The sequence below is a fragment of the Vibrio sabulosilitoris genome, assembly GCF_055391395.1.
Genome location: NZ_AP029599.1, coordinates 1,296,672 through 1,317,340, shown reverse-complemented (window position 1 = coordinate 1,317,340; position 20,669 = coordinate 1,296,672). Strand labels below are relative to the sequence as shown.

Genomic DNA, 20,669 nt, shown 5'->3' with positions numbered 1-20,669 from the left:
TTAACCTCTATTTATTAATTTAAGTACGGCGTCCGCTGCCTGTTTATCTGCACCCTTGCGAATCCACTGATGCATCTGGGTAAACTTGTCTAAGACCTGCTGATTATCGCCCTCGAGCAGCGCCTTGACCTCACGATAGAGATTGTCCACGCTGCACTCCTCTTGCAACAGCTCAGTCACCAAGGGCTCATCCGCTAATATGTTTGGCAAAGAGACGTATTTGGTCTTAAGCATACGCTTAGCTAAAAAGGCGGTGACGGCATTCACTTTGTAACCCACCACCATGGGCCTTTTCACCAACATACACTCGAGTGCGACGGTACCCGATGCAAGCATAACCGCGTCAGAGGCCGTGATCACCGAGCGCGCGGTATCATTGACCAAGGTAAAATCCAGCTCTGGCGCGACTTGCTGCCAAGCCTGTTCAAACTGGGCACGGCGCTTGTCATTCACCAGCGCGACCACAAAGCCAAGTGTTGGATCATCCTTATGAAGGCGCTTACACGTCTCAATAAACGGCTCAGCCAGCATTGCCAGCTCGCCACCACGACTGCCTGGTAACACTGCCAACCAACGCTTATCGTTGGCAAGACCCAACTCTTGACGCGCAGCTAGCTGATCCGATTCAAGCGGGATCGCATCAGCTAAAGTATGACCGATAAACTCACAAGGCACATTGAAGCGATCATAGAACGCCTTCTCGAAAGGCAGAAACGCCAGCACCAAGTTGGTTGCCTTGGCAATGCCATGAATGCGATTTTGTCGCCAGGCCCACACTGAGGGGCTCACGTAATGGACTGTGGTGATCCCAGCGAGTTTAAGGTCACGCTCAAGACGCAGATTAAAATCGGGCGCGTCGATACCGATAAACACGTCCGGTGGATTAGCGGTAAAGTGTTTGACCAGCTGGGCCTTGACGTGCAGTAAGCGTCTTAAGCGCCCAAGCACCTCGACCAGCCCCATCACCGCCAGCTCTTCCATATCAAACAGCGACTGACAACCTTGGGCGATCATCTTTGGTCCGCCAATACCGACAAATTCAGCGTCTGGATGGACGCGCTTGATCTCAGCTATCAGCCCCTCACCAAGCGTATCTCCTGATAACTCGCCGGCGACTATTCCAACCCGCAATGGTCTCGCCATAACTTTCTGTTCCTTAAAATGAAAAAAGACCGCCACGGGGGCGATCTTTTGCTAACCACCGCAAGCGTTGATTAGCGAATGATACCACGCTCAGACTGCTCTAACATGTCACACATTGGCTGAACCGCTGGCCACTCTTGTGCCATTTCAGCCAAGACCGCTTTCGCTTCATCTAACGACTTACCTGAACGATAGATCTCTTTGTAAGCGTTCTGAAGAGCACGCAGCTCAGCACGCTCAAAGCCATTACGCTTTAGCCCCACCAAGTTAAGACCAAATGGCGTTGCGTGATTTCCTTGTGCCAGTACGTATGGCAATACATCCTGAACCACTGCCGAACAACCACCAATGTAGGCATATGCGCCAACACTACAAAATGGATGGATAGCCGAAAGGGCCATTACACCCGCGTAATCGCCAACGGTAACGTGACCACCGAGGATAGAGTTGTTGCCGATATGGGTGTGGTTACCAACAATCACATCATGGGCAATGTGAGCATTCACGCACAGCAGATTATCATCACCGATCACCGTGGTACTCTTGTCTTGTATCGTGCCACGATGGATCTGTACGCTTTCACGAATCACGTTGCGCGAGCCCACCACAACCGTGGTGTCTTCACCGCCGTATTTCTTGTCTTGGTTCTCTTCACCGATAACCGCTTGTGGGAAAATACGGTTATCATTACCGATGGTTGTATGTCCCTTGATCACCACATGCGACATGATCTCATTGCCTTCACCAATAATCACGTCTTTGGTGATGTAGGTGAAAGGTCCAACCGTGGTGTTGGCACCAATCTTAGCACCCTCTTCGACAACGGCTGCCGGGTGGATTTGAGCTGATTCATGGATCATATTAAAACTCTCTACGCGCACATTTTAGTTCAGCTGAGCACACAACCTCGCCGTCAACCTTGGCTACGCCATTAAAGGCTGCGATGCCGCGACGCTCTTTAAGAAATTCTACTTCAATGACCAACTGATCGCCCGGTGTTACTGGTTTGCGGAATTTTGCATTATCAACACTAGCAAAATAATACAGTTCGTTACCTTGCGGCGCGCCAAACGATTTGAATGCCAGAAGGCCCGTTGCCTGTGCCATCGCCTCTAGGATCATCACACCAGGAAAAACAGGCAACTGTGGAAAGTGACCAGTAAATTGCGGCTCATTAACCGAGACGTTCTTGATTGCCTTTAGAAATTTCTCTTCTTCAAAATCAACCACTCGGTCGATCATCAAAAACGGGTAACGATGAGGCAATAGCTCTTGAATCTCAGTAATGTTCATCGTTTTGTTTTCTGTAGTCACAGTCCTAATCCTTACTAATTTAATTCTTAATATTATACCCAAAGCCCTAAGGGCTGCACTTGGCAAGTGTCAAAATAGTCAATAAATACACCGCATCCATCGGTGGTCGCAGATGATAAGCAATGGGCATACAAAAAGGCTTGCCAAGCTTGGGCATCCGACTCCATCCAGAGTCAGAGATAGTTGAAACGAAGAAAAAGACTCGCGAGATGCGAGTCTTTACGTTGTTTTGCCTGATGCACACCCCATTCACTCAAAAGCAAATGGACACGAGACGATGATTACTCAGACTCGAGCTTTTTCTCTACCGCCTTCAAACGTTTATTCATGTCATCAATTCGGTGTACACGAGTCGCAGTTTTGCGCCACTCACGATTGGGCTGCAACGGAATGCCAGAGGAGTACATGCCCTTCTCCTCAATGCTGCGCATGACCATACCCATGCCGGTAATCGTAACGCCATCGGTAATATTGATATGGCCATTAATCACCGACGCGCCGCCAATGACACAGTATTTGCCAATCGTGGTACTGCCGGCCACTACTGTACCACCAGCTATCGCCGTACCATATCCGATGTGCACGTTATGCGCGATTTGAATTTGGTTATCAAGGATAACATTGTCCTCGATTACGGTGTCATCCAGGGCTCCACGGTCTATCGTCGTGCAGGCACCGATTTCGACCCGGTTACCAATACGCACCGTACCAAGCTGTGGGATCTTAACCCACTCACCCTTGTCATTGGCATAACCGAAACCATCCGCCCCGATCACCGTATTAGCTTGAACCAAGCATTCACTGCCGATCTCAACCCGATGATAGATGCTCACATTGGACCACAGCTGAGTTCTATGCCCCAGCTTTGCCCCTTGACCGATAAAGCAGCCAGCACCAATTACTACATTGTCACCTAGAACCACCCCGGATTCGATAACGGCATTTGCCCCCACCGAAACATTGTCACCAAGCAGAGCATCATCAGCAATCACCGCTGATGGTGCAATCTGATTCGCCGCTGCAGGTGTGGTATCCAAGGCTTGAGCCACCTTAGCAAACGCGACATAAGGGTCGTCCACTACCAAGGTATTGCTCGGGCAAAGTGCCAACTGCGCCTCTTTGACCATAATCACCGTTGCCTGGCAATCGGCGAGGTGCTTGGCGTATTTTGGGTTTGAAAGGAAGGTCACCTGACCCTCCAGAGCCTTATCCATTGGCGCCACTTGAGTCACTACTGCGCTAGTGTCCCCGTGCAGAGTGCCGCCCGTGATCTGGGCAAGTTGTTCTAGAGTCAATGTCGTCATCATCAATTATTTGATCGCTGAAATCACTTTTTCTGAAATGTTAAATTCTGGCTTAGCGTAAGACACTGCTTGAATGTCGATGATCATATCGTAGCCATCTTGCTCTGCCACTTTCTCTACTGCACCTTGGATTAGAACAAACAGTTTTTGCTGCTCTTCTGCCTCACGGCGCGCAGACGCCTGCTCAAGAGACTGACCCTTGAGACGGAATTCGTTTTCAAGCTGCGCGATCTCCATGCGCGCCTGCTCGATTTGCTCTGGGCTCATTAGCTCGCCATCGCGCTGCAGCTTCTCAACCTGAGTACGCGCTTTGGCTTCAATCGATTTAAGCTCATCGGCTTTATCTTTAAACTCGTTTTGCAATTGTTGCAGAACCGCCTCACGCTGCGGCAGTGCTTGGAAAACCTGTGCGGTGTTAATGTAACCCACCTTTTGCGCGGCCTCAGCAGCATGGGCGAAAAAAGAAGAGCTCAGTACTACAAGGCTTAAACCAGCCGCTTTGATCATAGATTTCAAAATTTCATCCTCAATAGGGTTAAATGCGCAGCCTAGCAACAGGAAAACCGAAAAGGCTGCACAGGGGAGTCGAACGATAGTCTGGCACCAGACTATCGAGTTTTAGAAGGTGCGTCCAATGGTGAAAGTAAAGAATTCGTCATCATCGCCATCAAAATCTTTCAATGGCTTAGCTAATGAGAAGACCAAAGGTCCCATTGGTGACATCCATTGCAGCGCCACACCGTACGAAGCACGGTAGTTGGTCCAGTCAGAATAGTCGTAGTAGTAACGCTCACTCACCGTAGAGTCATAAAAGAACTCGGTGTCCCATACACTAGCCGCATCGACAAATACACTGGTGCGCAACTGACCACGCATCTCATCAGAAGCAAATGGCGTTGGCACAATCAGCTCAAGGCTCGCCAGCGCGATTGCGTTACCACCCACCGAATCATCGGTCGCGGTAACACAGCCATTGTTACCACATGAGCCATTGAAGTTGCTGTACACCGCTCGTGGACCAGCCGTATTGGAACGGAAGCCACGCAACGTAGTGAAACCACCCGCGTAGTAGTTCTCGTAGAACGGCAAGATGTTATCGCTGTCGCCCGTCGTACCATAGCCGTTACCATAGCCAAGTCGACCACGCATTAGGAGTGAAAAGTCATGCTTCTCTGTCAATGGGAAGTACTGACGGACATCATACTGAGCCTTAAAGTACTTCGCATCCGAACCCGGCACAGTCACTTTTACAAAAGCACGCTGATGGTTGCCGGCGGTTGGGAAAAAGCCTCGGTTAAGGTTGTTGCGCGTCCAAGATAGGTTGACGTCAAAATCATCGGTACGCAGTTCGTTTTGATCCCCCTGACCGATACTGCGCGCAAAACGCTGTGCTTGGTCATAGGTCGGCACATTACCAATGTTGTTGTGGGTATAACCAACACCAAACTCAAAACGGTTGAGTTCATCGAATGGGAAACCCCAAGTCACCGAGGTACCGTAACTTTCGTTGGTGTAGTCGATAATACCCGCTTCAGACGCCTCAAACTCGTTGTAAAAGATTGAGCCGGCTAAGCTCACCCCATCGAGGTTCCAATACGGATCGCGATAGTCAAGGCTGACGTTCTTCTGGTAGTCATTCATCATCGCACTGATACCAACGCGGTTACCAGTACCCAAGAAGTTGTCTTGCTGCAAGCCGACCTGAAAGCTGACACCCGATTCGGTACCATAGCCAACACCAAAGTTGATGCTACCCGAGTTGGCTTCCTTGACGTTGTACACCAAGTCAACCTGATCCTCACTGCCAGGCACGCGCACGGTTTGTACATCGACAGTCTCGAAGAAGCCAAGACGGTTAAGGCGGTTTTTACCAGTCTCAATCGCCTGGGAGTTGAGCCAGCTGCCCTCCATTTGGCGCATCTCGCGGCGCAATACCTCATCTTTGGTGGAGTTGTTGCCGGTAAAGCGAATGTCTCGCACATAAATGCGGTTACCCGACTCCACATTCACCACCAAAGATACCTGCTGATTCTCATCATCAAACTCAGGCATCGTCGTCACCTGCGGGTAGGCATAGCCTGCCTCACCAAGGATACGCTTTATTCCTTCCTCAAGACGTGTAACCTCAGAACCATTGTAAATATCACCTGCTTTAAACGGCACTAGGGCGGCAAACTCCGCCTGTTTGCCAATCAAATCTCCACGGAATTTCACCTGATCGATGGTGTAAGGTTCACCCTCTTCCAATCCTAGGGTGATATAAACGCCCTTCTTATCAGGAGAGATCGCAACTTGAGTTGAATCAAGCTGGAACTTGAGATAGCCACGGTCGTAATAGAAAGAGCGCAGCGCCTCAAGGTCACCAGCAAGGACTTGCTTTTGGTACTTGTCGTCGGCGAGGAAGTTCCACCAGGCCACATTCACATTCAGATTGAAGCGATTAAGTAGCTCTTGATCACTAAAGGCTTGGTTACCCAGGAAATTAATCTGTTCGATCTTCGCCGAAACACCTTCAGTAAAGACGAATTTTAGGTCGGCACGGTTACGTGGTAATGGCGTAACAACCGCTTGTACTTGAGCGTTGTACTTACCAACACTGTAGTAAAAATCCTCTAGCCCTTTTTCAATCGACGATAGCGTGGTGCGATCGAGCGCCTCACCCTTACGAACGCTTGAAGCATCAAGGTTTTGTTCCAACTGCTCATCTTTAATCGCGCTGTTGCCTGAGAATGAGATACTGGCGATCGTTGGACGCTCAGTGACACGAGCAATCAATACGTCGTTTTCGCGCAGTACTTGGATATCTTCGAAGTTACCTGAGGCGTAGAGAGAACGAATGATTTCAGCAATGTCTTGTTGATCAATCTCATCTCCGACCCGCACAGGCATGTTTAACAACGCCGCACCAAGCGCTACGCGTTGCAATCCTTCGATCTGAATATCCTGTACCACAAAGCTCTCTGAAGCTTGAGCGGACAGGCTGGTTGCAAGCAGCGTTGCTAGCAGCGTTTTGTTCATCGCCATAAGTTGTTAGTTATTCCTTACTACTCACTACTGCCTTATTCTACAGGCGCGCAAAATCATTAAAAATAGCCACCGCCATTAGGGCAAAAATAATCATACCGCCGACACGATAGCCCATCTCTTGAATTTTCTCTGGTACTGGACGGCGAGTCACCGCCTCAACAGCGAAAAACAGCAGATGGCCACCGTCGAGCATCGGCAATGGCACTAAATTTATTATTCCAAGGTTGATACTAATCAGGGCGAGGAAACCAAGAAAGTACACTAAACCATAGTCGGCGGTTGCACCCGCCCCTTGGGCAATGGAAATCGGCCCACTTAAGTTGTTCAGACCAACATCACCGACAATCAGTTTTTTGAGCATAGTGACGGTCAAGCCGATCACCTGCCCGGTCTTTTCGACCGCTTTGCCCACTGACTCAAATACACCATATTGCAGGTCGAAGCGATAGTCTTGTGGCCATTCTGAGATCTGAGGAGCAATACCAGCAAAACCCACATCACCGAGTCCACGTTCAGAACGCGAGTCAGGAACAAGAGTAACATTGACGGTAGTGCCCTCACGCGCCACCGAAACCTCAATTGGGATGCCAGCGCTTGATTGAATCACCTCGACAACCTGCTCCCAGCTTGGCGACTCAAAGCCACCAATCGCAATGATCTCATCGCCCACTTGCATGCCCGCTCGAGCAGCAGCACCATCATCCGCAACGTTGGTCAATACGGATTGGATTTCCGGGGTGTAGGGGCGAAAGCCGAGTGAGGTTAATGCAGACTCGCGCTCAGGGTCAAATTGCCACTCAGTTAAATCAAGGGTTTTGATCTCAGAGCTGCCTACTCGCTCTGGCGTGGTCACCGTCAGTGTCATGCGCTGATCGCCAATATGCGCGATCAGCCCCATGTTAACCGATTCCCAGTCTCGCGTTTTGACGCCAGAAACTTCAATAAGTTCCATGCCAGGTTGCAATCCAGCTTCTGCCGCGATCGATTGAGGGGTCACTTGCCCTACCACTGGCTTCACCGCAGGCACACCAATCAAAAAAACCAACCAATAGGCGAAAATAGCAAAAGCAAAATTAAACGCAGGTCCCGCCGCCACGATGGCAGAGCGCTGCAGGAGGGGTTTCTTATCAAAAGCAAACTGTTGCTCGCTTGCTGGCACGTCGTCAACACGGCCATCAAGCATTTTAACGTAACCACCGAGTGGGATAATCGAGACACTGTACTCTGTGCCATCTTTACCAATGCGCGACCAGATAGACTTACCAAACCCGATAGAGAATTTCTCAACTCTCACACCACAACGGCGAGCCACCCAGAAGTGACCAAATTCGTGTACGGCAACCAAAATACCCAACGCAATGACGAAGGAGGCGAAGTTCCATAAAATACCAGTCATAGCTAGCGTTCCTTTAGCGATTCATTTGCGAGTGTTCGAGCCATTCTATCGAGGTCAATCAAGCTTTCCAAGTCATAGCTACGTGAGTGTTGGTTCATCGTACAAGCTTTATTCAGAACCTTCTCATTGATGCGAGCAATATCTGTGAAGCGGATCTGCCCCTGCAAGAAAGCCTCAACCGCTATCTCATTGGCTGCGTTGATGGTCGTCGTGGCATGCTGCCCCTCATAACAAGCATCAATGGCCAACTTTAGACACGGGTAGCGCTGATAGTCCGGCGCCATAAATGTCAGCTGGCCAAGCGTGGTAAAATCCAAAGCACCGACACCCGATGGGGTTCGCTGTGGATACGACATCGCGCACGCAATCGGAGTCGCCATGTCTGGCTCACCCATCTGCGCTAACACTGAGCCATCGTTATACTGCACCATCGAATGGATCACCGATTGAGGGTGAATAATCACCTCAAGCTGTTCACGCACGGCATTAAATAGCCATTTGGCCTCGATATACTCAAGACCCTTGTTCATCATCGTCGCAGAATCCACCGAAATTTTTGGTCCCATCGACCAGTTCGGATGAGCAATGGCTTGCTGCGGAGTAACAAGTTCAAGTTGTTCTACGTCGGTATAACGAAATGGTCCGCCCGAGCCCGTGAGCAAGATCTTACTCACACCGTGCGCGGCCAAATCGCAATGGCCCATTCGCGTTTGAATATCACGATTCAAACACTGGAAGATTGCATTGTGCTCACTGTCAACAGGCAGTAGCTCAGCGCCCGAGGCCTGCACAGCATCGATAAACACCTGCCCTGACATCACCAGTGCTTCTTTGTTCGCCAGTAGGATTCGTTTGCCCGCCTTAACCGCGGCCAGCGTCGGCACCAAACCCGCTGCGCCAACAATTGCCGCCATCACGGTATCCACCTCAGACAGCGTCGCAACCTCAACCATACCCTCAACACCAGCTAAGACTTTAGTCGCTAGCGAGTGGTTTTGAATCGCCTGCTCGAGAAGGCGAGCAGCCTGTTTGTCCGCCATGACCGCGTAGCGTGGCTGCCACTTGATACACAGCTCAAGCATCTTGTGATGGTTTGAGCCCGCGGCGATCGCTACGACCGAATAGAGCTCAGGATTATTTTCGACTACTTTTAAGGTGCTGGCGCCAATCGATCCAGTAGCGCCAAGGATAGTAAGCTTTCTCATTGAAACAACCGATAAAATCAGGGTCAGACGATATCGCCTGACTTAGAATACGTAGTAAAGGAAAGCAAAGACCGGGAACGCTGCCGTGAGGCTATCGACGCGATCTAGAATTCCACCGTGACCCGGAATAAGATTGCTGCTGTCTTTGATCCCAGCCACGCGTTTAAACATGCTTTCCACAAGATCGCCCAAGACCGAAATAATCACGGTCAGCAAGGTAATCATCAGCATGCTGCCGGTGCTTGAAAATTCAAGTTCAAAGCCCTTCGCCGCCAGAAACGCCACCACAAGCGCAGTCACTATGCCACCGACAAGCCCCTCAATCGTCTTATTAGGACTCACGTGCGGTGCCATCTTGCGCTGACCAAAGGCACGGCCAGCAAAGTAGGCGCCGCTGTCCGCTGCCCAAACAATCAAGCACACGAATAGCACCAACTTAGCGCCGTAGTAGGGTTGCTCAAGGACGCTATCCGCTCGCAGGATAACAATACTCCACAAAAAAGGCAGTAAGGTCAGCATGCCGAAGACATGTCGCAGCGGGCACGAGTCAGACCAAAACTTGGCAGACTTTGGGTAGCTCAACGCCAAGGCTGAAGCAAACAGCCACCAAACACTGCCAATGGCCAACAAGGCAACATGCCCAGCGCCAACGGAGTTGAGGCTGAGTGCATCAAAGGGAAGAACAACAAAAGAGAGTGCCGTGACAATCACTATAGGCAGCAGGGCAAGAGGACGAGATTGCTGACCAACAAACTGGGTCCACTCCCACGCACCAAGGAGGGTAATAAGGGTAATAGCAGATACAAAATAACCTAGGGGCAAGAAAAAGATGCCCAAAATGACAAGAGGTGCGAGTATCAACGCAGTAATTATTCTTTGCTTCAAACTTTATGTCCTACTCTATGATGACGTCATTAGAGCTTTCACTTGCTCACCAGTGCAACCAAAACGGCGCTCGCGATTGATAAACCAGGTTACCGCCTCAATTAGACTGTCCTCACCAAAATCTGGCCAGTAGACAGGGGTAAAGTACATCTCTGCGTACGCCAACTGCCACAGCATAAAGTTACTGATGCGACATTCACCACTGGTGCGGATCAAAAGATCAACCTCAGGCAAATCTGACATGGTTAGGTGCGAGGTGATCAACGATTCATCGATTGCCTCTGCAGCCAATTGGCCTTGCTCAACCAGCTTGGCAATCTTGCGTGTCGCTTGGGTGATATCCCATTTACCGCCGTAGTTGGCTGCAATATTGATCACCATTCCAGTATTGTTTGCCGTCAATGCTTGTGCCTTAGCAATCTTGTCTTGCAGGCGCGAACTAAAGCGCTGCGTGTCGCCAATTACACGTAAGCGTAGATTATTTTGGTGTAGCTTTTTGACTTCTGTTGATAGAACGGTAATAAACAGCTCCATCAATACGCCGACTTCTTCTTCTGGGCGCTGCCAGTTCTCACTACTAAACGCGAAGAGCGTCACGGCCTTAATGCCCAGTTGGCTGGCGGTTGAGATGGTCTTGCGCACGGATTTTACCCCGTTCTTATGACCAAACACTCTTGGTTTACCTTGCTCTTTAGCCCAACGGCCATTGCCGTCCATAATAATGGCAATATGCTTTGGAAGACTGTCAGAGGCGAGTTGGTTAGTTTGCATAAGCGTTACAATTGGAAGTGAAATAGATGATAGATAAATAAGAAACGCTGTGACACAGCACAGCGTTTTAGGGAGAGAGTAAGAGGGATTATACTTCCATCAACTCTTTTTCTTTTGCAGCAAGAACTTCATCAACCTTTTTCACTGCCGCATCAGTCAGCTTCTGGATTTCGTCTTGTGCTTTACGATCTTCGTCTTCTGAGATCTCTTTGTCTTTTAGCAATGCTTTAAGATCATTGTTTGCGTCACGACGGATGTTACGGATAGCAACACGACCACCTTCAGCTTCGCCACGTACAATCTTAACTAGGTCTTTACGACGCTCTTCTGTTAGCGGTGGCAGTGGAACACGGATAATCGTGCCCGCAGACATTGGGTTTAGACCTAGGTCAGACGTCATGATCGCTTTTTCAACTTTTGGCGTTAGCTCTTTGTCGAATACAGTGATAGCCAGTGTGCGCGCATCTTCTGCAACCACGTTTGCTACTTGGTTAAGAGGCGTTGGCGCACCGTAGTACTCTACTGAGATACCCGCTAGTAGGCTTGGGTGTGCACGACCTGTACGTACTTTAGAAAGGGTGTTACGTAGAGCTTCAACGCTCTTATCCATGCGCTCTTGAGCGTCTTGTTTGATCTCGTTAATCACAATCTCACCTTAATATTGTTTTCTTTGCCGCTTATCAGGTGGTCATTGGCACCTAATACCACGGTAGAATGAGGTCTAACAGAACCGAATCTCGACATTCTATCAGAACTCAAAGGCTTGAGGGAGCTTCCTCAAGCCTTTCTTTATCAGAGTTTATTCTGCGTCACTAATTAGTGTGCCTTCCGCTTCACCCATCACCACACGGCGAAGAGCACCCGGCTTGTTCATGTTGAACACACGGATTGGCATTTTGTGGTCACGCGCTAGGGTAAAGGCCGCAAGATCCATCACTTTCAGCTCTTTTTCTAGCACTTGCGTGTAAGAAAGATGCTCAAGTAGCTCAGCGTCCGGGTTTGATACTGGGTCAGCGGTAAACACGCCATCAACCTTAGTCGCTTTAAGCACTACGTCAGCCTCGATCTCAATACCGCGCAGACACGCTGCAGAATCGGTAGTAAAGAATGGGTTACCAGTACCCGCTGAGAAGATCACTACGCGACCGGTGCGCAGTTGGCTGATTGCGTCTGCCCAGTTATAGTCGTCACACACACCTTTTAGTGGGATAGCTGACATCACGCGTGCGTTAACATAAGCACGGTGCAGCGCATCGCGCATCGCTAGGCCGTTCATTACGGTTGCTAGCATACCCATGTGGTCACCCACAACACGGTTCATGCCCGCTTCAGCAAGGCCAGCACCACGGAACAGGTTACCACCACCGATAACCACACCCACTTGAACACCCAGTTCTACCAGTTCTTTTACTTCTTGAGCCATACGATCAAGGATAGTTGGATCGATACCAAAGCCTTCGTCGCCTTGAAGTGCTTCGCCGCTCAGTTTTAACAGGATTCGTTGATATGCTGGTTTAGGGTTTGTAGCCATGGAGTTTACCTTCCAGTAGAGAGTTATTGATTAACAGTCACGAATTGAAACTATTAAGTCCGCAATTCCAATTCGGGACGATTACTCACAAAAAGACCGCAGCCAAGGCCACGGTCCATTCATTGCGCAATCAGAAAGGATTAACCTTTTTGAACTGCAGCAACTTCGTCAGCGAAGCTCATTTCTTCCGCTTTCTCGATACCTTCACCAACTTCTAGACGTACGAAGTTAGTTACAGCAGCGCCGCGCTCTTTTAGGATTTCACCTACAGATTTCTTAGGCTCCATTACGAACGCTTGACCAGTTAGAGAGATTTCGCCAGTGAATTTCTTCATGCGGCCAACAACCATCTTCTCAGCGATCTCAGCAGGCTTGCCTTCGTTCATTGCGATTTCAACTTGAACCGCTTTCTCTTTTTCAACTACGTCTGCAGGTACGTCTTCTGGGTTAACGAACTCTGGACGAGAAGCAGCAACGTGCATTGCAACGTGCTTAAGAGTTTCTGTGTCGCCAGAACCAGCAACAACAACACCGATCTTCTCACCGTGACGGTAAGTAGAGATAGCTTCGCCTTCAACGTATTGTACGCGACGGATGTTGATGTTTTCGCCGATTTTAGCTACTAGAGCAACGCGAGTTTCTTCGAATTTCGCTTGAAGCTCTTCAGCAGTTGCTTTAGTCGCAAGTGCGTCAGCAGCTACTTCTTCAGCGAAAGCAGTGAAGCTAGCGTCTTTAGCAACGAAGTCAGTTTGGCAGTTAACTTCAAGAAGAACAGCAACGCCGTTTTCTTCTTTAATGATGATTGCGCCTTCAGCAGCTACGTTACCTGCTTTCTTAGCAGCTTTAGCAGCGCCAGATTTACGCATGTTTTCGATTGCTAGTTCGATGTCGCCGTTAGTTTCAACAAGCGCTTTCTTACATTCCATCATACCTGCGCCAGTACGTTCGCGCAGTTCTTTAACTAGAGCAGCAGTTACAGCCATTCTCTGTTCCTCGGTTGATTCTAAATAAGGTAAAAATCAGGGGCCGCTTGGGGGCCCCTGTAACTAACTATAACTTAGTTTATGTGAACAGATAATTTCACGCAAACCAAGATTAACAGTGAGCCGCTATTATTCAGCTTCTACGAAACCGTCTTTGTCAGCAGCTTGAGCTACGTCTTTGTTACGACCTTCTGAAACCGCAGATGCAGCAGCGTTTAGGTAAAGCTGTACTGCACGGATTGCATCGTCGTTACCTGGGATAACGAAGTCAACGCCGTCTGGGTTAGAGTTAGTATCAACTACAGCGTAAACTGGGATACCTAGGTTGTTAGCTTCTTTAACTGCGATGTGCTCGTGATCAGCGTCGATTACGAATAGAGCGTCTGGTAGGCCGCCCATATCTTTGATACCACCAAGAGATTTCTCTAGCTTCTCCATTTCGCGAGTACGCATTAGAGCTTCTTTCTTAGTTAGCTTCTCAAAAGTACCGTCTTGAGCTTGAGCTTCTAGCTCTTTTAGACGCTTGATAGACTGACGAACAGTTTTGTAGTTAGTTAGCATACCGCCAAGCCAGCGGTTGTTAACGTAGAATTGGTTGCTTGCAATAGCAGCTTCTTTAACAGCTTCAGATGCAGCGCGTTTTGTACCTACGAATAGTACTTTACCTTTCTTCTCGCCAACTTTAGCAAGTTCTGCTAAAGCGTCGTTGAACATAGGTACAGTTTTTTCTAGGTTGATGATATGAACTTTGTTACGAGCACCAAAGATGAATGGCTTCATTTTTGGGTTCCAGTAACGAGTCTGGTGACCGAAGTGAACACCAGCTTTTAGCATATCGCGCATTGATACAGTTGCCATTTTAAAATCCTCTATGGGGTTAGGCCTCCACATCCCCCATGTATCCGACCCTGCCTAAAAGCGGGCACCCCGGAACATGTGTCGGAATGTGTGTGATTTAAAGTTAAGTGTAGAATCTACCGCAGCATCGCCGATAACGAAGACAACTGTGATGATTCCGGCGCGCTTTATACCATATTTTTGTGCCTTTAGGCTAGTAAAATCTCGGTAAAGTCATCCATCCTGTTAAGGTAGACGCAAGATGCAGTCGCTTCTCACTTACACGTGCAGACTTATCCTGATAGAATAGTCGCCAGCAACCAACCTGCGCGAGCAGCTTATTGAGAAAGATTTATGTCAATCAAAATCAAAACAGAACAAGAAATCGAACGTATGCGCCTGGCGGGCAAACTCGCAGGCGAGATTCTTGAGATGATCGAGCCACACATCAAAGAGGGTGTGACAACCGAAGAGTTAAACCAGATTTGTCACGACTACGCACTAGAGCGTGGTGCGTACTCGGCGCCCCTGGATTACCATGGCTTCCCTAAATCAATCTGTACCTCAATCAACCACATCGTGTGTCACGGTATCCCGGCCACACAAGATGAGATGGGCAGCAATGGTCAGCTAAAACCTGCAGTGCTAAAAAGTGGCGACATCATTAACGTCGACATCACAGTGATCATCCCAGATGATGAGAACGCAGACCTATCAACCCGCCCAGCCGGTTACCATGGCGACACCTCAAAGATGTTCCTAGTCGGCGATGTTTCTCCAGCGGACAAACGCCTATGTATGGTTGCGCAAGAAGCGCTGTACATCGGTATGCGCAAGGTTAAGCCAGGTGCAACCGTTGGCGACATCGGCACCGCGATTGAGAAGTACATCAAAGACAACAACAAGAAAAACCCGCGCAATAAGTTCTCTATCGTCAAGGACTTCTGTGGCCACGGTATCGGCAATGAGTTCCACGAAGAGCCGCAAGTCGTCCACTACAGAAACGCCGACCGTCGCATCCTCAAAGAAGGCATGTGCTTCACCATCGAGCCAATGATCAACGCCGGTAAATTCGGCTGTAGCGTGGACGCCGAAGATGACTGGACAGTCTACACTGGCGATGGCAAAAATTCGGCCCAGTGGGAACACACGGTCGTAGTAACTAAAGACGGTTGTGAAGTCTTGACCCTACGTTCAGACGACACGATCCCACGCCACATGAACAACAACGGCTGAGGCTCGAGGACGTTTCACTTCGAGTTTCACTCCGTTCCGAGGCGCGAGGAGTCCCAACGCGCTGGATACTCCTCGCGCCTCGTAGGGCAAAGCCCGTACCCGCACCTCGCCCCTAATCCCGGTTCTCACGTCAAACTGATGAACCTTTTAGTAACATCAGTTCTAAGCTTTTGATACAGTATTTTTATTAAAAGCTTGCACGGAATGCATCTATGTCGATTCAATCACCTTTGACATTGGAAGAGCAGCAGCTCTCCATCACCGCTCTCAAACAGCAGTTAGAGCAATTTGCTGAGCACCAAAAACAGCGGTTTTTTAGCCACCAGCCTATTACCGAATTGGTGCTGGGTCGCTCCAATTATATGGATAACCTGCTCGAAAGGTTATGGCAACACTTTGGCTTTAATGAGCTGCCACATATCAGCCTGGTTGCGGTCGGTGGCTATGGGCGTGCTGAACTACACCCTCTCTCCGATATCGACATCCTGATTGTCTCCAAACTTACCCTACCCACCCATTTAGAAGCTAAGGTCAGTGAGTTTATTACCTTGCTGTGGGACTTGCGTCTTGAGGTCGGCCATGCGGTGCGTACCGTTACTCAGTGTGCAGAGATTGCGCGCGATGACCTGACGGTAGCAACCAATTTGCAAGAAGCTCGCCTGCTGTGCGGCTGTCAAGAGACCTTCTCACTACTAGAGCAAGAGATCCACTCAGAACAGTTCTGGCCAAGTGAGGTGTTCTACAGGGCCAAGCTCGAAGAACAGAAAGAGCGTCATGCACGCTATCATGACACCACCTATAACCTTGAGCCGGACATCAAATCAACACCCGGTGGCCTACGTGATATCCACACCCTAAGCTGGATTGCGCGCCGCCACTTTGGCGCGACATCACTATTGGAGATGAGCCGCTACGGCTTTCTAACCGATGCCGAATATCGCGAGTTGCTGGAGTGCCAAGATTTCCTTTGGCGCGTGCGCTTTGCGCTGCATATCGACCTGCGCCGCTACGATAATCGCCTGACCTTCGCCCATCAAGCCAATGTCGCTGAGCACCTTGGTTATGTCGGTGAAGGGAATCGTGGTGTTGAGATGATGATGAAAGAGTTCTATCGCACTCTACGCCGCGTCGCTGAACTGAATAAGATGCTGCTTAAGATCTTCGATCAGGCCATCCTCAACAATGGTGTGGTAGAAGATGCGGTCGAGCTAAGTGACGATTTCCAACGTCGCGGTAAGCTGATTGAGGCGCGCAAGCCTGCTCTGTTCCAAGCCCGCCCTGACACCATCTTAGATATGTTCCTACATATCGCCAACGACTCGACCATTGAGGGCGTCGCACCGGCCACCATGCGTCAATTGCGCACCGCCAGACGTCGCCTCAACAAGTTCTTGCATGAGTTGCCTGAAGCGCGCGAGAAGTTTATGGCGCTGTGTCGCCACCCGAATTCACTGCACAAGGCATTCAGCCTAATGCACCGCCTGGGCGTACTTTCTGCCTACCTGCCACAGTGGAGTCAAATTGTCGGTCAGATGCAGTTTGACCTGTTTCATGTCTACACAGTAGACGAGCACAGTATGCGCCTGCTCAAACACATCAATGGCTATAGCTACGCTAAAAACCGCGACAAGCACCCAATCTGCTGCGAGGTCTTCCCGCGTATCCAGAAGAAGGAGCTGCTGATCCTGGCGGCCATCTTCCATGACATCGGCAAGGGGCGCGGCGGTGATCACTCCGAAATTGGCGCGGTCGAGGCGTATGACTTCTGTCTTGAACACGGCCTGTCGAAGCCAGAATCTAAACTGGTCTCTTGGCTGGTGCAAAACCACCTTCTCATGTCGGTTACTGCGCAGCGTCGCGATATCTATGACCCAGAAGTGATTACCGAGTTTGCTAAAAAGGTACGCGACGAAGAGTACTTAGAGTTTCTGGTCTGTCTGACGGTTGCCGATATCTGCGCTACCAACCCCGAGCTGTGGAACAGTTGGAAACGCACCCTACTCGCTGAGCTGTTCTATTCTACACAGCGCGCTCTGCGCCGTGGCCTGGAAAACCCGGTCGATGTGCGCGATCGAATTCGCCACAACCAGCACCTCGCCTCTGCCATCTTGCGCAAAGAGGGCTTTACCGCTCGTGAGATTGAAGTATTGTGGCAACGCTTTAAGGCCGATTACTTCCTGCGCCACACCCACAAGCAGATCGCTTGGCACGGCATGAATCTGCTGCGCCATAAAGACCCTGAGCAGCCAATGGTGCTGATCAGTAAAAAGGCAACCCGCGGCGGCACTGAGGTGTTTGTCTACAGTAAGGATCAGCAATCCCTGTTTGCAACTGTGGTTGCCGAGCTCGACCGACGTAACTTTAACGTCCATGATGCGCAGGTGATGATCAGTAAAGATGGCTTTGTGCTCGATACCTTTATGGTGCTTGATCAACATGGCGAGGCAATCGATGAGTCGCGCCACAAGGCAGTCATTAAGCACCTATTGCATGTGCTTGAAGACGGCAGACCAACCAAGATCCGCACCAGACGCGCACCGCGCAACCTCAAGCACTTTAAGGTCAAAACACGGGTCAACTTCTTGCCAACCAAGAGTAAAAAGCACTCGTTTGTCGAGTTTGTGGCCTTGGACACCCCTGGGCTGCTCGCCAAGGTCGGGGCGACATTTTCGGAGCTAGATATCAGTATCCATGCCGCTAAGATCACCACCATTGGTGAGCGCGCGGAGGATTTCTTTATCATCACCGGTCCGTGTGGCGGCAAGCTGGATGCTGAGCAAGAGCAACAACTGACAGAGTCACTGAAAAAGAGTGTCTTAGAGCTCGCACCAGAATAGCGATCTCGTGCACAACTCACTGGTTTTTCATTAAAAGAGGCCGCCGTTCACTGTCGAGATGCGGCCTCTACTGTTACAGTTATTAGAAGGTTCGAGGCGATGTTCACGCTTACGGACCCGTTTCGATGATAACTCCAGTCAGTCATGCTCTACCCAGTAAAATAAGAGAGGCCTGTTATGTTCCCCAACCTCAATGGTTTAGGCATTCAAGACCCAATGCAGATCGAGCGCTATTCCCTACGTCAAGAAGCGCACAAAGACGTGCTCAAGATCTATTTTCGCAAGCAAAAAGGGGAGCTGTTCGCCAAAAGCGTTAAGTTCAAGTACCCACGCCAAGTCAAACACGTCCTGGTCGACAGCAGTACCCACCACTACAAAGAAGTCACCGAGATCAACCGCAACCTAACCCTAGTCATCGACGAACTCAACACCATCACCAAACCAGAAAGAATCGCCGAAGTCGACGTCAAACAAAAGATCCTCAGCGACCTACGCCATCTTGAAAAAGTCGTCTCGAGTAAGATCGCGGAGATCGAGGCTGATCTTCAAAAAATCAAGTAGCAGAGGCGAGAAGCGAGAGTCGAGAGGCGAGGTTGTTAGCCGCGCGTTGAACTTCCGGAGCTAAACGCTCATGACGTTGTTAAGAAGACTGCTCTCGAAAAGCGAGTAAACACTCGCCTCTCGTTTCTCGCAGCAAGGCGGTCTCGCCTCTCTGGCTACAGGCTATAGCCAGCCAGAAACCAACGCCACGCCAACCAACGCAACCGCCGACATCACCCCAGCCACAATATCATCAACCATAATCCCCAGGCCGCCATGGATGCGTTTGTCGAGCCAGCCGATTGGCCAGGGCTTGACCATGTCGAAGAAGCGGAACAGGACGAAGCCGGCAATCAGCCATTTCCAGTCGAACGGTGAAATCGACAGCATAGGCACCACTAGCATAGTGATCCAGAAGCCTGCGAACTCATCCCACACGATAGAGCCGTGGTCGTGGACGCCCATGTCGTCAGAGGTTTTTTGGCAAATCGTCACCCCAACCCAGCAAGAGGCCGCCACGATAACGATATACAGCCACAGTGGCAGTTGAACCAGTAATAGGTAAAACGGGATTGATGCTAGCGTGCCCATGGTGCCTGGCACAACTGGGGAGAGACCACTACCAAAACCTGTTGCAAGCAAATGCCATGGGTTGGACATAGAGAGGTGTTGTTTTGGGTTGGTCATGGTGTTTCCTTAAAGTGATCGTAACCAGAAATAGTCCAATCGAGCGGCTCGCCACTCGCATGAAGGGTAAGTTGTGGCGCTGTGTGAATAGTGCCAATACAAGTCAGTGCTACTCCGCACTGGGCAGCAATATGGTCTATCTGCGCTTGGTGCTGCAGTGGGGCGGTAAAGCACAACTCGTACTCTTCGCCACTAGTCAACGCATATTGGCGGGCTAACGAGTGGTCAGCAACAAATGACAGCAATGACGCTGAGAACGGTAAGGCATCAACATTGATGTGAGCGCCAACCTCGGAGGCCTTGAGGATATGGCCAAGATCGGAAATCAGGCCATCTGAGATATCGATCGCCGCGCTGGCATAGGGGCGCAGCGCCTCTCCCACCTCGATGCGTGGCGTGGCGTGGAAATGGCGCTCAACCAGGGCTTGCGCATCAGGTCTGTCCTGTTGGCTTGGATCCAAGATAACATCCAACCCCGCCTTGCTATCACCTAGTTGGCCGGTGACATAAACACAATCGCCAACTTGCGCGCCTGTGCGGCGCAGCGCCTGACCTTTAGGCACAAAACCTTGTACCGTCAGAGTAATACTCAATGGGCCTTTGGTGGTATCACCACCAATCAACTGCAGATTATAGCGATCTGCTAGGGCAAAAAACGCCTCACAAAATGGAGCCAGCCAAGCCTCGTCAGGCTTAGGCATCGTCAGAGCCATCGATACCCAAGCTGGTGTCGCCCCCATCGCAGCAAGATCACTGAGATTTGATGCCAGCGCCTTATGCGCCACCCAAGCCGGCGGCGCATCGGCAAGAAAGTGCGTGCCCGCCACTAAACTGTCAGTACTCAGCGCAATCGACATCCCCTCTGGCACCTCAAGCAACGCACAATCATCCCCCGCCGCCAACAACACATCACTGCGCCGCGCTTGACGGTCAACAAAATACTTTTCGATCAGGTTAAACTCACCCGCCATTG

General features: G+C 50.2%; 19 protein-coding genes. 3 read left to right on the top strand and 16 right to left on the bottom strand.

Annotated elements, in window-relative coordinates; translation table 11 throughout:
• The 14 genes from lpxB to rpsB all read right to left on the bottom strand — a co-directional run bounded on the left by lpxB (position 1) and on the right by rpsB (position 14,417).
• Positions 1-1,143 (bottom strand): lipid-A-disaccharide synthase, encoded by a 1,143-nt coding sequence (gene lpxB / locus ACZ5R2_RS06200; protein WP_464901469.1) that lies wholly within the window; start codon positions 1,141-1,143, stop codon positions 1-3.
• A 71-nt stretch (positions 1,144-1,214) separates the two neighbouring features.
• A complete protein-coding gene (gene lpxA, locus ACZ5R2_RS06195; protein WP_464901468.1) occupies positions 1,215-2,003 on the bottom strand; it encodes an acyl-ACP--UDP-N-acetylglucosamine O-acyltransferase in 789 nt (262 codons plus the stop codon).
• Position 2,004: 1 nt separating this feature from the next.
• The gene (fabZ, locus tag ACZ5R2_RS06190) at positions 2,005-2,457 is read right to left on the bottom strand and encodes a 3-hydroxyacyl-ACP dehydratase FabZ (protein WP_438458888.1); all 453 of its coding nucleotides are present in this window, start codon (positions 2,455-2,457) and stop codon (positions 2,005-2,007) included.
• 281 nt (positions 2,458-2,738) lie between these two features.
• Entirely contained in the window at positions 2,739-3,761 is a 1,023-nt protein-coding gene (lpxD, locus tag ACZ5R2_RS06185; RefSeq protein WP_464902319.1) for a UDP-3-O-(3-hydroxymyristoyl)glucosamine N-acyltransferase, read from the bottom strand.
• Positions 3,762-3,767: 6 nt separating this feature from the next.
• Positions 3,768-4,268: an OmpH/Skp family outer membrane protein gene (locus ACZ5R2_RS06180; RefSeq protein WP_464902318.1), complete on the bottom strand. Its 501-nt coding sequence runs from the start codon at positions 4,266-4,268 to the stop codon at positions 3,768-3,770.
• A gap of 111 nt (positions 4,269-4,379) precedes the next feature.
• Positions 4,380-6,785 (bottom strand): outer membrane protein assembly factor BamA, encoded by a 2,406-nt coding sequence (gene bamA / locus ACZ5R2_RS06175; RefSeq protein ID WP_464901467.1) that lies wholly within the window; start codon positions 6,783-6,785, stop codon positions 4,380-4,382.
• A gap of 40 nt (positions 6,786-6,825) precedes the next feature.
• Positions 6,826-8,184, bottom strand: a complete 1,359-nt coding sequence (gene rseP, locus ACZ5R2_RS06170) for a sigma E protease regulator RseP (RefSeq protein WP_464901466.1) — start codon at positions 8,182-8,184, stop codon at positions 6,826-6,828.
• A 2-nt stretch (positions 8,185-8,186) separates the two neighbouring features.
• Positions 8,187-9,389: a 1-deoxy-D-xylulose-5-phosphate reductoisomerase gene (gene ispC / locus ACZ5R2_RS06165; RefSeq protein ID WP_464901465.1), complete on the bottom strand. Its 1,203-nt coding sequence runs from the start codon at positions 9,387-9,389 to the stop codon at positions 8,187-8,189.
• 42 nt (positions 9,390-9,431) lie between these two features.
• Positions 9,432-10,274: a phosphatidate cytidylyltransferase gene (locus ACZ5R2_RS06160; protein WP_464901464.1), complete on the bottom strand. Its 843-nt coding sequence runs from the start codon at positions 10,272-10,274 to the stop codon at positions 9,432-9,434.
• 15 nt (positions 10,275-10,289) lie between these two features.
• A complete protein-coding gene (locus tag ACZ5R2_RS06155; protein ID WP_464901463.1) occupies positions 10,290-11,045 on the bottom strand; it encodes an isoprenyl transferase in 756 nt (251 codons plus the stop codon).
• A gap of 88 nt (positions 11,046-11,133) precedes the next feature.
• Complete coding sequence (gene frr, locus ACZ5R2_RS06150; protein WP_438458896.1) at positions 11,134-11,691, bottom strand: ribosome recycling factor; 558 nt, start codon at positions 11,689-11,691, stop codon at positions 11,134-11,136.
• A gap of 153 nt (positions 11,692-11,844) precedes the next feature.
• A complete protein-coding gene (gene pyrH, locus ACZ5R2_RS06145; RefSeq protein WP_464901462.1) occupies positions 11,845-12,576 on the bottom strand; it encodes a UMP kinase in 732 nt (243 codons plus the stop codon).
• Positions 12,577-12,716: 140 nt separating this feature from the next.
• Positions 12,717-13,559: a translation elongation factor Ts gene (gene tsf / locus ACZ5R2_RS06140; RefSeq protein ID WP_464901461.1), complete on the bottom strand. Its 843-nt coding sequence runs from the start codon at positions 13,557-13,559 to the stop codon at positions 12,717-12,719.
• Between the two features lie 129 nt (positions 13,560-13,688).
• Entirely contained in the window at positions 13,689-14,417 is a 729-nt protein-coding gene (rpsB, locus tag ACZ5R2_RS06135) for a 30S ribosomal protein S2 (protein WP_464901460.1), read from the bottom strand.
• 333 nt (positions 14,418-14,750) lie between these two features.
• Between rpsB and map the strand changes: the two genes are divergently transcribed.
• The 3 genes from map to ACZ5R2_RS06120 all read left to right on the top strand — a co-directional run bounded on the left by map (position 14,751) and on the right by ACZ5R2_RS06120 (position 19,030).
• Positions 14,751-15,632 (top strand): type I methionyl aminopeptidase, encoded by an 882-nt coding sequence (map, locus tag ACZ5R2_RS06130; RefSeq protein WP_464901459.1) that lies wholly within the window; start codon positions 14,751-14,753, stop codon positions 15,630-15,632.
• A gap of 212 nt (positions 15,633-15,844) precedes the next feature.
• Positions 15,845-18,469, top strand: coding sequence for a bifunctional uridylyltransferase/uridylyl-removing protein GlnD (gene glnD / locus ACZ5R2_RS06125; RefSeq protein WP_464901458.1), 2,625 nt, complete (start codon positions 15,845-15,847; stop codon positions 18,467-18,469).
• Between the two features lie 177 nt (positions 18,470-18,646).
• Complete coding sequence (locus ACZ5R2_RS06120; RefSeq protein ID WP_464901457.1) at positions 18,647-19,030, top strand: DUF3461 family protein; 384 nt, start codon at positions 18,647-18,649, stop codon at positions 19,028-19,030.
• Between the two features lie 162 nt (positions 19,031-19,192).
• Here the strand turns inward: ACZ5R2_RS06120 and pgpA are convergent, their stop codons facing one another.
• Both pgpA and thiL read right to left on the bottom strand, forming a co-directional pair.
• Entirely contained in the window at positions 19,193-19,696 is a 504-nt protein-coding gene (pgpA, locus tag ACZ5R2_RS06115) for a phosphatidylglycerophosphatase A (protein WP_464901456.1), read from the bottom strand.
• The gene (thiL, locus tag ACZ5R2_RS06110) at positions 19,693-20,667 is read right to left on the bottom strand and encodes a thiamine-phosphate kinase (protein ID WP_464901455.1); all 975 of its coding nucleotides are present in this window, start codon (positions 20,665-20,667) and stop codon (positions 19,693-19,695) included. The genes pgpA and thiL overlap by 4 nt, the downstream gene beginning before the upstream one ends.
• Between the last annotated feature and the right edge of the window lie 2 nt (positions 20,668-20,669).